The 12,363-nt window shown below is 65.0% G+C and carries 12 protein-coding genes; 11 read left to right on the top strand and 1 reads right to left on the bottom strand.

Translation table 11 applies throughout. The features are described 5' to 3' along the window. Positions 1-35: 35 nt before the first annotated feature. From CRD59_RS00275 to CRD59_RS00225, 11 genes are all read left to right on the top strand, one after another. Positions 36-1,106, top strand: coding sequence for an AAA family ATPase (locus CRD59_RS00275; RefSeq protein ID WP_113852608.1), 1,071 nt, complete (start codon positions 36-38; stop codon positions 1,104-1,106). After that, positions 1,103-2,053, top strand: a complete 951-nt coding sequence (locus CRD59_RS00270; protein WP_113852607.1) for a DUF58 domain-containing protein — start codon at positions 1,103-1,105, stop codon at positions 2,051-2,053. Before CRD59_RS00275 ends, CRD59_RS00270 begins: the two co-directional genes overlap by 4 nt. Then, the gene (locus tag CRD59_RS00265; RefSeq protein WP_113852606.1) at positions 2,050-2,592 is read left to right on the top strand and encodes a hypothetical protein; all 543 of its coding nucleotides are present in this window, start codon (positions 2,050-2,052) and stop codon (positions 2,590-2,592) included. Before CRD59_RS00270 ends, CRD59_RS00265 begins: the two co-directional genes overlap by 4 nt. Next, positions 2,592-3,665, top strand: coding sequence for a vWA domain-containing protein (locus CRD59_RS00260; protein WP_113852605.1), 1,074 nt, complete (start codon positions 2,592-2,594; stop codon positions 3,663-3,665). Before CRD59_RS00265 ends, CRD59_RS00260 begins: the two co-directional genes overlap by 1 nt. Beyond that, a complete protein-coding gene (locus CRD59_RS00255; RefSeq protein WP_113852604.1) occupies positions 3,662-4,693 on the top strand; it encodes a vWA domain-containing protein in 1,032 nt (343 codons plus the stop codon). The genes CRD59_RS00260 and CRD59_RS00255 overlap by 4 nt, the downstream gene beginning before the upstream one ends. Continuing rightward, positions 4,690-5,253: a DUF6466 family protein gene (locus tag CRD59_RS00250; RefSeq protein WP_113852603.1), complete on the top strand. Its 564-nt coding sequence runs from the start codon at positions 4,690-4,692 to the stop codon at positions 5,251-5,253. Before CRD59_RS00255 ends, CRD59_RS00250 begins: the two co-directional genes overlap by 4 nt. Before the next feature lie 77 nt (positions 5,254-5,330). Then, the gene (locus CRD59_RS00245; protein ID WP_113852602.1) at positions 5,331-5,621 is read left to right on the top strand and encodes a hypothetical protein; all 291 of its coding nucleotides are present in this window, start codon (positions 5,331-5,333) and stop codon (positions 5,619-5,621) included. Beyond that, entirely contained in the window at positions 5,618-7,042 is a 1,425-nt protein-coding gene (locus CRD59_RS00240) for an alpha/beta hydrolase (RefSeq protein ID WP_113852601.1), read from the top strand. Before CRD59_RS00245 ends, CRD59_RS00240 begins: the two co-directional genes overlap by 4 nt. Positions 7,043-7,118: 76 nt before the next feature. Beyond that, positions 7,119-8,564 carry an adenylosuccinate lyase gene (gene purB, locus CRD59_RS00235; RefSeq protein WP_113852600.1) on the top strand — a complete coding sequence of 482 codons (1,446 nt, stop codon included), beginning with the start codon at positions 7,119-7,121 and terminating at the stop codon, positions 8,562-8,564. Beyond that, positions 8,561-10,999 carry a lysylphosphatidylglycerol synthase transmembrane domain-containing protein gene (locus tag CRD59_RS00230; RefSeq protein WP_113852599.1) on the top strand — a complete coding sequence of 813 codons (2,439 nt, stop codon included), beginning with the start codon at positions 8,561-8,563 and terminating at the stop codon, positions 10,997-10,999. Before purB ends, CRD59_RS00230 begins: the two co-directional genes overlap by 4 nt. Positions 11,000-11,196: 197 nt before the next feature. Further along, a complete protein-coding gene (locus CRD59_RS00225) occupies positions 11,197-11,481 on the top strand; it encodes an HU family DNA-binding protein (protein WP_033503744.1) in 285 nt (94 codons plus the stop codon). A gap of 656 nt (positions 11,482-12,137) precedes the next feature. Here the strand turns inward: CRD59_RS00225 and CRD59_RS00220 are convergent. Continuing rightward, positions 12,138-12,347, bottom strand: coding sequence for a ubiquitin-like protein Pup (locus CRD59_RS00220; RefSeq protein ID WP_113852598.1), 210 nt, complete (start codon positions 12,345-12,347; stop codon positions 12,138-12,140). Positions 12,348-12,363 lie beyond the last annotated feature (16 nt).

The raw sequence follows: 12,363 nt of genomic DNA, 5'->3' as shown, positions 1-12,363 counted from the left end.
GGCCTTCGTCAGTCAATGCCGCTAGAGTACTGCCTATGGCTTTATTCCCTCCCAGACAAGATTCCGTCATGCCCGAACCCACACCTGGTCCGGCCGTGGCGCCCGGCACTGCCACCAGTCCCCTGTCACGGGACGACCTGTCACGGGCCGCACTCCTGGCGGACCGGATCCGCAGCCGCTTCGCCTCCACCCTTGTGGGGCAGGAGGATTTGCGCGAGGCCCTGCTGGCCACGATGACCGCCTCGGGCCACATCCTGATTGAATCCGTGCCCGGCCTGGCCAAGACCACCGCGGCACAGACCCTGGCCTCCTCGGTATCGGGCTCCTTCAAGCGCGTCCAGTGCACACCCGACCTCATGCCCTCCGATCTGGTGGGCACCCAGGTCTTCGACTTCTCGCGGCAGAGCTTCTCCACACAGCTAGGTCCCATCCATGCGAACTTCGTGCTTCTGGACGAGATCAACCGATCCAACGCGAAGACCCAATCCGCCATGCTGGAAGCCATGGCCGAGGGAGCCACCACAATCGGCGGCCAGCGCTACCCACTGCCCCAGCCCTTCATGGTCATCGCCACCCAGAACCCGATCGAGGAGGAGGGCACCTACAACCTGCCCGAGGCCCAGATGGACAGGTTCATGATCAAGGCGGTGATGACATACCCGACGGCCGGCCAGGAGACGCAGATGCTCCAGATGCTGACCAGCCGCGGGACGGACATGGCCCGGACCGACAGCCAGGGCCAGCTGAGCCTTGACGATGTGTCCTTCCTCAGAATCGCGGCCCGGAGGGTGCACGTGGCCGACCCGATCATGGCCTATGCGGTCGATCTTGCCGCCACCAGCCGCGGGGCCGGCAGCCGACCCATTCAAGGGCTGGCCTCCCGTGTACGCCTGGGGGCCAGTCCCCGTGCATCGATCGCCCTGGTCCGCATCGGACAGGCCCACGCCCTGCTGAGCGGCCGCGATTATGTGATTCCCGAGGACCTGAAAGGCTTCGCCCACCAGGTACTGCGGCACCGGATCCTGCTCACCTTCGAAGCCCTGGCCGACGGTGTGACCAGCGATCAGGTGATCGACACCATCCTGGAAACGGTGCCTGCTCCATGAGCCAGCCCTTGAGCGGCACGGACCCCATCCGTCGCAGGATCGAGGCCTTGAGCACCCAGCTGAGCCTTCCGACCGTACGACGGGCCATGGGGATCCTGGAAGGTGAGCACCCGTCGGGCGAGCGGGGCACGGGTTATGACTATCTGAGCGTGCGGCCCTACGAGCCCGGCGATGAATCCCGCCTGATCGACTGGCGCTCCTCCGCCCGGATGGGCCGGCCCATGGTCACCGAACGCGAACGGCTGACTACCAGCCGTGTCTGGCTGCTCATGGATGCGGGAATCGAAATGGGGGCGACGACACCCTCCGGCGAAAGCGCGGCCGCCGTTGCCGCCAACGCCTTGCGGATGTTCGCCGCGCTTTCCCTGCGTCGATCGGACGAGGTCTCGGTGGTGCTGGCCGACAGCTCTTCCATCCGACGCACGCCCAGCCGCGGGGGGTTCGCCCAGTTCGAACGCACCTTGGACCAGGCGTTGGAGGGAGCCCTTACAACCGGCCGCAACCTGGACGCACTTCTGGACTACGCCATGCGCCTGCGGGACAGCCGGACCCTCCTGGTCCTGGCCACCGACGAGAGCGCGATCGGCGAGCGCCAGATGACCGTCATCAGCAAGCTCGCCCGCACCCATCCGCTGACGGTGGTCACCGTTGCCGGGCTCAACCCCTTCTCCCCCGACAGCACCTTCGGGCCGGTGGTTGACGGTCGCAGCGGCCGACAGGTGCCCGCTTTCCTGTGCGGGCGGCGGGAAGCCCAGGATGTGGAGACCCACCGCCGCTACCAGGCCCAGGCCCTGAAGCGTGATCTGGCCCGGAGCGGCTCGACCTTAATCCGTTCCGGTTCCAGTCAGGGCATGTTCACCCAGTTCGTCCGACTCCTGTCAACCACCCTGACAGCGTCCGGCCCGGCCAGCGGACTCGGCCCGATGACAACGGAGGGGGCGAGATGAACGTCACCGCAACCATCCATGCGCTAGCGCAGGTTCACCTGCCCCAGGGCAGACCCGCCCCACAACTGAACTCCTGGAAGCCCCTGCTGATCGCCACAGTGCTCTGCTTCACCCTGGCCCTTGCCCTGATTGCCGCCGCCATCCTCCTCTCCAGACCGCGCAGGACCCCAACGGCCCCCCAGGCCAAGCATGTGCCCATGGCCGCCAAGGACCAGTGGAAGGCAAGGATCAGACAGGTCGTCAGTGAACATGCGCAGGGACAGTTGAACCAATCCCAGGCCATGGGTCAACTGGCGGAGATTGTGCGCGCCTTCGCCTCCGAGGCCAGCGGACAGGACCTGACGGCCCAGACCCTGGCCGAGTTGAGTCGGCAGCCCCGTACACCGACCAACAAGCGGCGGCTGGACCTGTTGCGGCAGACCATCGCCGCCCTCTACCCCCCCGAATTCGCCGATCCCGACGTCAACCGCCAGGCTTTTGAGGCCGATGTCGGCCAGGCAGCCGGTTGGGCCGAGGCGCTGATCGAGAGGTGGCGCTGATGATAGGCAATCTGACTTGGCGCTGGCCCTGGGTGACTGTCGGAGCCGCGGCGCTCATCCTCGTCATCCTGTGCCTCTGTCTCCTGCTGGCCCGACGCGGGGGCAGGCGCAATGCAGCCGGACCTAAGGTCTGGAGCCTGGAAGACGACCTGGCGACCGAGTCGGCATCACAGGCCTTGCGCAACTGGCGGACGCTCTCCCGCCTGTCTGTCTTCCTGCTGGCCCTGGCACTGGTCCTGACCACGCTGCTGAGCGGCCGGCCCTCGAACGTGGACCGGGATCGGGAGACCGGGAGAAGCAGGGATATCGTCTTGTGCCTGGATGTCTCCGGCTCCACTCTGCCCTACGACCGGCAGGTCCTTGCCGCTTACCAGCACCTGGTCTCCGGTTTCGACGGCGAGCGCATCGCCCTGAGCATCTTCAACTCCACCTCCCGCACGGTCTTCCCCCTCACTGACGACTATGAGCTGGTCACACGTGAGCTCAAGCGGGCCAGCACGATCCTCATGGGTGTGCAGAGTCAGACGGATATAGACAAGATGAGCGACAAGCAGTATCAGGCGGTCTCCGATTGGCTTGAAGGCACCCAGGACCGCAAGGACACCACCTCACTGATCGGCGACGGCCTGGTCTCCTGCGCGGCCATGCTTCCCGGTTTCACGACCCGTCCCAGCGCCAATCGGAGCGCGGCACCCTCCCGCAATTCCTCGATCGTGCTGGCCACCGATAACGTGGCTTCGGGCAAACCGACCTACAGCCTTCAGGACGCCTTGGAACTCACCCGATCGGCAGGCATAGGCGTGGATGGTCTATACTCGGGCCCCAAGCAATCCGCAGACGATCCGGCGACCAGGCAGATGCGCAGCCTGATCGAAGCCCAGGGCGGAGCATTCCTCCTCCAGGGCTCCGCCGACTCAATCGCCTCCCTGGTCGACAGGATCGAGCGACGCCACGGCGGAGACCAGCAGGCGGTCAAACGCTCCAGCCTGGTTGACGCCCCCCGCTGGTGGACCCTTGCCCTGAGCCTGACCTTGGGCGCATACTTGCTGCTGGTCTGGAGGTTGAAGCGATGAATGGATGGACGCTCCACCCGTCACTGGGCTGGATAGCAGGAGGACTGCTGGCGGCCGTCCTGCTCGCTGCCGCCGTTGCAGGCCCGATCATCCACCGGCGTACGGACGGTGTCTCTGACGCGGGCTGGTCGGCCGTGGTCAGACGTTCCCTCATGGCTCTGGTGCTTGCCCTGATCGTGCTTACTCCCAGTCAAGTGCAGACCACAACCAACCAGGCCGTCAATACGACCGATGTCTATGTGGCGGTTGATGTGACCGGATCAATGGCCGTACGCGACGCCCACTACGGTTCCCAGGAGGCAATCAGCCGACTGGACGCGGCTCGCAAGGCCGTGGGTGAGATCACCGCCGCCTACCCGGACGCATCCTTCGCCGCTGTCCGTTTTGGCGCCTCCGGCACCCTGGACCTGCCGCTTACACCCGACGGTCGGGCGATCGACAACTGGGCGGCTAACCTGACCACCGAGCCGACCGATCTGTCGTCGGGATCGAGCCTGGACGCGCCGATCGACCCGCTCATCCTCAACTTGAAGGAAACCAAGGACCGGCACCCGGGTGACCGGATCGTGCTCTACATCATCAGCGACGGTGAGCAGACCTCGGCCCGTAATCGACGCTCCTTCTCAGCCCTGCGCGCCTACCTGGACGATGCTTACACATTGGGCGTCGGCTCCGCCAAGGGCGGCAAGGTCCCGGTAAGCTCCCGCACCCCAGGCGACCGGGCGCAGGCAAAGGACCAGGACTGGGTCAAAGACCCGGCCACCGGCCAACCTGGTGTCTCGAAAATGGACGAACGCCAGCTGAAGACGATGGCCGATGAACTCAGCGGTCAATACCTGCCAATCGATGCCAGCCACACGGTCAAGGACGGACCGGCGGTCAGGAGCGCCAGCCGCTACCGGGTGCAGGTGACACGGAGCAAACGAACCAGGGTCACCCCCTTCGTCTGGCCGCTGTCCCTTCTGCTGCTTGCCTTGCTGGTGTGGGAGATGACCGATTGGATCCGTCTGTCGAGGAGGCTCCTATGAGCGGCGAGCGAATCAAAGCCACCCGACAGCCGGGCAAGGCCGGCCTGTCCACGCGTCTTTTCCTGGGCGCCCTGGCTGTAATCCTCCTTGCCCTGGGTGGCCTGGGCCTGTGGAACACCCAAGCGGTCAGCTCATACAACCAGGCCTCCGCAAACCTGGAACAGAACCTGGCGGAGGCGGCGAAGCCCGCGGCAGACATCACGAAACTCAAGGCATCACAAGGGCAGGTCGACGAACTCTTCCACCAGGCCCAAGAAGGCAAGGCCCTGCTCCTGCCCGCCACCCGGAGGGCCATCGAACACAACGCGGCCCTCTCCGGCGACCTTACACGTGCTCTGAGCCGACAGGACCATCTGAACAAGCAGGGGGGCCGGGACCGGCAGGGTCGGTCGGCCGATTCGCTGAACCGGAAGAAAGCCCAGGAACGCCAGGGTCTGGACGAGGAACAGCGGAAAAAAGTCGAAGAGATGCTCAAGCACAACCAGGATCTGCAATCACCTTCCCCCGCGCCCTCATCAAACCCCTCAGGAGGCAGCGGCGGCCAGTCCAAGCCCTGGTAACACGCCTGGACCCACATTCGACCACATGTCCGGGGCGGACTGGACCGCGCATGCACCGGCGGGGTGCAATGGGAGCCATGACATTCACCAGCACCTTCACAGGAAACCCCTTGGAGACGGATGCCGCCGCCTGCATCTGCCATCCCGCAGCCCAAGATGGCCGTGACCAGATGGTTCGCATGGTCAGGCGCAGTCAGCAGGCCCTGGACCAAGGCGCACGGGCGATCACAGCCGCCGCAGGGCTGGACTGGCAGGGGGACGCGGGGGAAGCCTTCCGTCAATCCCTTGCCCGGATAGGCCGCCGGTCCGCAGCCCAGGATGGACCTTTGAATGAGACCCTGGCAGCGGCAGGACGGGGACGGCCATGACCAAACGCATTGAATCGTCCATATCCGGCCATGGGCTCAGCCAGGCCGACCTGGCCATGTTCACCGCCACCGCGAAGGCGCTGGACACCAGCGGCGCCGACCTGGACATGGTCGCCAACTCCTGGTCGGGCCTGCGAGGCCAGCTGATGATCGACTCCGCCCGCATCGCCGGCGCCCCCTGCCGCACCCTGAGCGCCGATCCGCCGCCAGGCCACGCCGAGTTCGATTTCCCCCTGTTCGTCACCCGCTGCGACGAACACAGCCAGGCCTTCAACGCCATGGCGCAGCAGCTCACATCCGTGGCCGATGGACTGATCAAGGCATACTCCTTATATTCCGGCGCGGAGGACCGGATCAGTCGGCTTATGGGCGCGCTCATGGACCTGGCGTATGATGCCAGCCCCCTGCTGGCGGGCGGCATGGACCTGGCCGGCGGTGCCGTCGGCTCAGTCCACGAAAACGTCAGCCGGGGACGCGGGTTCCATGTGGATTGGGCCGATGTCTCCCACCGCACCCGAAACTCCCAGGAACGATTCATGAACGCCTTGGCCCGTCAGTACAACGGGGCGCTCCTCGGTCAAGGACGGGGCGGAGTCAACACCGCCGCAGGCAAGATCTCCCTGCTCACCTCCTGGATGACCCGGCATATCCAGGGAGACAGGCTGACCGTGACCAAGACCAGCCCCGCAGGGCTCCACCTGGACCAAGCGCGCACCATCGGCGACGCCTTGACCAATCTCCAGAAACTTGGGGACAAGGGGCAGGACGGGGACTACGCGACCGTGGCCGTGCAAAGGTACCGCCACCCCGACGGCAGCCAGGGCTGGGTGGTCACCATCCCAGGCACCGACGGACGCCGCGACTCACCGATGGGTTGGGAACAGAACCTGGAGCTGATGAGCTCCTCCAGCCATCAACGTGAACAGGCGGCCTCAGCACGGCTGGTACGGGAGGCGATGGCCCGCGCGGGCGTGGGGGCAGGCGATCAGGTGGCCCTGGTAGGCCATTCCCAAGGTGGCATCGCGGCTGCCGCCATCGCCTCGGATCTATCCGACCGATATGCAATCAACCATGTAATCACAGCCGGCTCTCCGGTCGCCAACCACCCGATTCCCCCCAAGACCTGGGTGACTTCGGTGGAAATGGATGACGAACTGGTCTCCAGCCTTGACGGGGCCCACAACCCCGGCAGGGACAGCTGGCTGACGGTACGTGGCAGCATGGGAGGAAACGGCAGTCCGGTAGCCCACGCCTCGACAGGGCCCGAGCTGACGCACGGCATGAACTACCAGCGCGCCGCCTGGCGGAACGCCGCAAGCCAGGGCACACCGGCCCTGAACCGGCATGACCGTCATTTCGGCCAGGTGACCCGGGGTGAGCTGATGGGCACTGAATACTACCGGGGCCGGATGGGACACTGACGGACACCGATACATCGGCAGAGGGACGACGGACCGGGCCGACGGCAGGTTGAGGCTCTCGCGTACGCTGGATGGCATGGATTTGAGCAGCATGGAACCAGCGATTCCCCTGAGTCCCCTGGATGGTCGCTACCGTCGGCAGGCCGCCCCCCTCGTCGACTCCCTGAGCGAGGCGGCCCTGAACCGTGAACGCATCAGGGTCGAAGTGGAGTGGATGATCCTACTGACCAACGGCCATGAAGGCAACGGCCATCGGCCGGTCCTGGAAGGGCTTGCAAACCTTGATCAGCGGAGCACGACCTACCTGCGCTCCATCGCGGAGGACTTCGATGCCAGGGGCATCCATGAACTCGCCTCGATTGAAGCCAAGACCCATCACGACGTCAAGGCTGTCGAATACTACATCGACCGACGCCTGGACGCGGCCGCGGAGCACCTGGGCAAGGATGCCGGGCTGGCTCGCCTCAAACCGCTGGTCCACTTCGGCTGCACCAGCGAGGACATCAACAACATCGCCTATGCGCGTTCCATCAAAGCGGCGGTCACACAGGTCTGGACCCCTGCCTTCGAAGCCCTGACCAAACAACTGACCACCATGGCCGAGCGGCACCGGGACCTGCCCCTACTGGCCATGACCCACGGACAGCCGGCCACCCCCACCACCCTGGGCAAGGAGCTGGCGGTCTATGCCCACCGTCTGAACAGGCAACTCAGGCATTTGGAGACACAGGAATACCTGGGCAAGTGGAACGGCGCCACAGGCACCTTCGGCGCCAGCCAGGTCTCGGTCCCCCAGGTGGATTGGATCGGCATGTCCCGCGTCTTCGTGACCAGACGCATGGGCCTGGATTGGAACCCACTGACCACCCAGATCGAATCTCACGACTGGCAGGCGGAGCTCTACTCGACGATCGCACACGTCAACCGGATCCTGCACAACCTCGCCGTCGACATGTGGATGTACATCTCCCGGGGCGTTTTCGCCCAGGTACCGGTACGGGGGGCCACCGGCTCGTCCACGATGCCGCATAAGGTCAATCCGATCCGCTTCGAGAACGCCGAGGCCAATCTGGAGGTCTCCTGCGCCCTCCTGTCGAACCTGGCGGGGACACTGACGGAGAGCCGCTGGCAGCGGGACCTGACCGATTCATCCACCCAGCGCACGATTGGCACGGCTTTGGGCCATAGCCTACTGGCCTTGGACAACCTGGCTACCGGCTTGCAGGAGGTCCACCCGAATACGGCCGCGATAGCCGCCGAACTGGAGGAAAACTGGGAGGTACTGGGCGAGCCCATCCAAACGGCCATGCGCGCGGCATCCCTGGCAGGCCGGTCCGGCATGGACCATCCATACGAGCGGGTCAAGGAGCTGATGCGTGGTAAATCCATCGGCGAGCGGGAGGTGGAAGGATTTATCCGGGAACTGGACCTGAAGCCCGAGGACAGGGATCGCCTGGCCGCACTGACACCAGCGGCATACACTGGACTGGCATCCGATCTGGTGGATTTCGGACGCCGATGAGCCGGACGAACAGCATCGACCCGGGCCAGGCGCCACGCATCGAGGACACACCGCCCAGACGGGTCCACGACCTTGGCGATCTGATCAGGGCCGTGACCTGCGTGCTCCTGACCATGGCCGTCAGCCTGATCGCAGTCTATCTGCGCGGGGTCGCCTCCGGGGTCGAATCTGACGTCCACAAGGCCGGCTCGCGAATGGACTGGCTGGCTGACGTGCCCACCGCCCTGCTCCAGCAGAGTGTCACGGTCGGGGTTGTGATCGCTGTCCTGGTCCACCTGCTGTTCAGCAGGGAATGGATCCAGGCCATCACCGCACCGCTGGCCTTGTTCAGCGGCTACGGCATCGTGTGGCTGACCTCCACGCTGATCGTTCATTCCCCGTCGCTGGCCCTGATCAACGCTTTCAGCTCCCAATCCACAATCGGCTCCCCGGTCCTGCTGCCCGACATCTATGCCGGCCTTGCCGCCTTCCTGACCGCGGCCGGCCCCCGACGCATGCGTTCCTCCGTCAAGTGGGGTTGGAACGCCCTGTATGTGGTCGCTCTGGTCATGGTGATTATCTCAGCCAACACCATCAGCGCCGTCCTGGTGTCATTCTTCCTGGGACGGACCGCCGGCATGCTGATCCGGTTCGGAGCCGGCACCCAGAACAAGGGAGTCTGGGGGGCGGACCTGGTCCAGGCCCTGGTCTCGATCGGCATCCGACCGATCCGGCTCTCACGCCAGGACGGACCGGGCGAGGAAGGCGATCCGCTCGCCCCCACCCTGGCCGACGACCTGGTCGAATCCTCCCGCATCTACCGGGCAGAAACAGCCGACGGCACCGCTTACACGGTCTCGGTCCTGGATGGGCAGCTGCACACAGCAGGTTATCTGATGCAGCTGTGGCAGTGGATCAAGCTCTCCGGTGTCGCCATGCGCCGCGACCGATCGATCCGGGATTCCACACAGCACCACATGGCCATGCTGCTGGGACTGCGAGACCTGGGCCTGGATGCCATGCACCCCTATGGCCTGGCGGAGAACGGCGAATCCTCCATCTTCGTCCTGGACGACCAGGTGAGCCTGGAGCGGATCAGCCCCCAGGATATGGGTCGGGCCGACGTCCTCGCCTTGATGGAATACCTTGATAAAGCCCACAAACGTGGTTATACCCACCGCCGCATCACGCCGGGCACCCTGGCCAAGGACCAGGCAGGACATCCTGTACTGGCAGGCTGGCAGAACGGAGATGTCGCCTCCTCCGCAGCAAACATTGCTCTGGATAAAGTCCAGCTACTCGCTCTGGCAGCCGCCTGCATCGGCACGGAAGCGGCCCTGCAGGCCGCCCGCCGGGCATGGGGCGAGCAGGCGCTGGTCGGCCTCATTCCCTTCATCCAGATGGTGGCAGTACCCAAGGCCACACGTTCCCAGCCCCAATGGGACAAGCAGATACTGACCAGGCTTCGGGAGGGTGCACGCGCCCTGGCCCCCTCCCAGACCGAGGCCGAGGGCGGGCAGGTGACCCTCTCCCGATTCAGTCTGCGTTCCTTCCTGGCCCTGGTCCTCCTGATCATCGCGGTCATCGTGGTCTTCACCCAGCTCAACCTCCAACAGGTCATCCAGGCCGCCCGCTCCGCCAATCCATGGATGGCGGGGATGGCCTTCCTGTTCGGCTGTCTGTCGTGGGTGGGCTGCGCCCTGACCCTGGGGGTCTTCATCCGTCCGGACCGCCGCCATCCCGTCCCCATCCTCATATCCCAGGTGGCCTCCTCCTTCACATCGGTCTCCATGCCGGCGGGCGTGGGCCCGGCCTTCGTCAACCTGCAGTACCTGCGGCGCAACGGCTACAACAACACCCTTGCCACCGCCATCATGAGCGCCGTGGTGGCCGTCCAATTCTCAACGACCTTCCTCCTGCTGGTCGTTATAGGCCTGTTCACCGGGCGCAACACACTGTCAGGCATGATTCCCACCAACACCCTGGTGGTGGTGATCGGCGTCGTGGCGATCGTGGCATCCCTGGCGATGGCCATCCCCTACACCCGCCGGCTGATCGTCGGGCGGTTGCTGCCTATCGTGGCTTCCTACGCCCGCCAGCTGGTCGATATCCTCACCCAGCCACGAAAACTGGGGATAGCGGCCCTGGGCGCCGTCATCCAATCGTCCTCCCTGGGTCTGGGCTTCTGGGCCAGTCTGATGGCTTTCGGCTGGCGCACAAACATCTTCGAGACGACTTTCGTCTTCCTCTTGGCCAACACGATCGGCTCGGCGGTGCCCACACCCGGCGGTCTGGGTGCCATCGAAGCCGTGCTCTTCTCCGCCTTCCACCTGGCCGGTGTCCCGTCCGGTGTCGCCATCTCCGCGACCCTGGTCTTCCGCCTGGTCACCTACTGGATGCGCATCCCACTCGGCGCAGCGGCCATGCGCTGGCTGGGCCGGCGCAACCTGGTGTGAAACCATGCAGCCCACAGTGACCATGACCCATGCCCCCACAGCCCGCTCTGCCGGCGGAATTTCGCGTATGAGACGTGAAAAAAGGCGCAAATGCCAGGTAATTACGGCATCCGCTTGCAAACTGCGCTAATATCGGACATGAACGTTGGGTTTCCCGGTTTAAGCATGGGGACCCCTTGAGCAAGAAGGATACTTCTATGGCATACAACAAGTCTGATCTGGTCTCGAAGATCGCGCAGAAGTCGAACCTGACCAAGGCACAGGCAGAAGCCGCGGTCAACGCTTTCCAGGACGTCTTCGTCGAGGCCATGAAGTCCGGCGAGGGTCTCAAGCTCACCGGTCTGTTCTCGGCTGAGCGTGTCAAGCGCGCCGCCCGCACCGGCCGCAACCCCCGCACCGGCGAGACCATCAAGATCCCCGCCTCTTACGGCGTGCGCATCTCGGCCGGCTCCCTGCTGAAGAAGGCCGTTTCCAACAAGTAACGGCCAGCGGCTTCAGCCATACGCCCATCCCGCAGGGATTGGGCGTTTTTTATACCCGATTGGCAGCCGCGGTCTCCCCGCCCATCGCGGCCACGATCCGATTGGATTCGGGCCCCGGTTCCGTCAGAAAGGGGTCCAGGAACCGGATGCCCATGGAGCCACCCAAGGAAAGATCGGTCCAATCGGCCAACCAGTCAGCGTCGGCCAGCAGTGCCCGTCTGATGAACGCCCCCGGAGTGCGGCCCGGGTTCCTGAAGGGGGCTCGTCCTCAGCCCGGTCCACCTGCGGCCGGCCCAAATCCACGGCCACCCGCCCCTGTCTCGGTACCCGGGGAAAATGCCGCCCGCCGTCACTTCGTGGTTGTCAAGGTCGATCAGCCGTGCCCGCTCCCGGAAGAAGCCCCCCCCCCCAGGGGGCACGCGAAGCCAACCGCGGCGGTCACAGCTGACCTTGCTTCAGGGCCGCACCCGGATCGGCCAGGGAGAAACAGGCGAAGGGAGAAGGCTTTCCCAGCCGCCAGGTCCCTTCAATCATGCCCAATACCAGGTGGGTGACGGAGAGCTCGATCCAGGTCGTCTGGAGTGGGACGGGCTCTGGAACCCGTCAGGCTCAGGCCATATTCGGTCTACACGCCGAAGATGCGTGTGAAGCCCCCATCATCGTCCGCGGATGTCACCATATTCGCCCCCATCCTGCACAAATCCATCCACCAAGTCTTCAACGTCCGCTTGCAGGACGCACTCCAAGTCATCGAGCACCTGGTCCAGCCGTCCCAGACGCTCGCTGGCCTGATTCCGGGCTTGCGCAGAGCGTGCCAGCGACTGTGCTTGCGGGGGTGCCCCTGACGTTTCGGCATGCCGGACCATATCCGTTCCTTCCGGC

This window comes from Bifidobacterium xylocopae, assembly GCF_003315615.1.
Classification (GTDB): domain Bacteria; phylum Actinomycetota; class Actinomycetes; order Actinomycetales; family Bifidobacteriaceae; genus Bombiscardovia; species Bombiscardovia xylocopae.
Note: the sequence above shows the minus strand (reverse complement) of the source record. Positions and strands in the feature narration are given on the sequence as shown.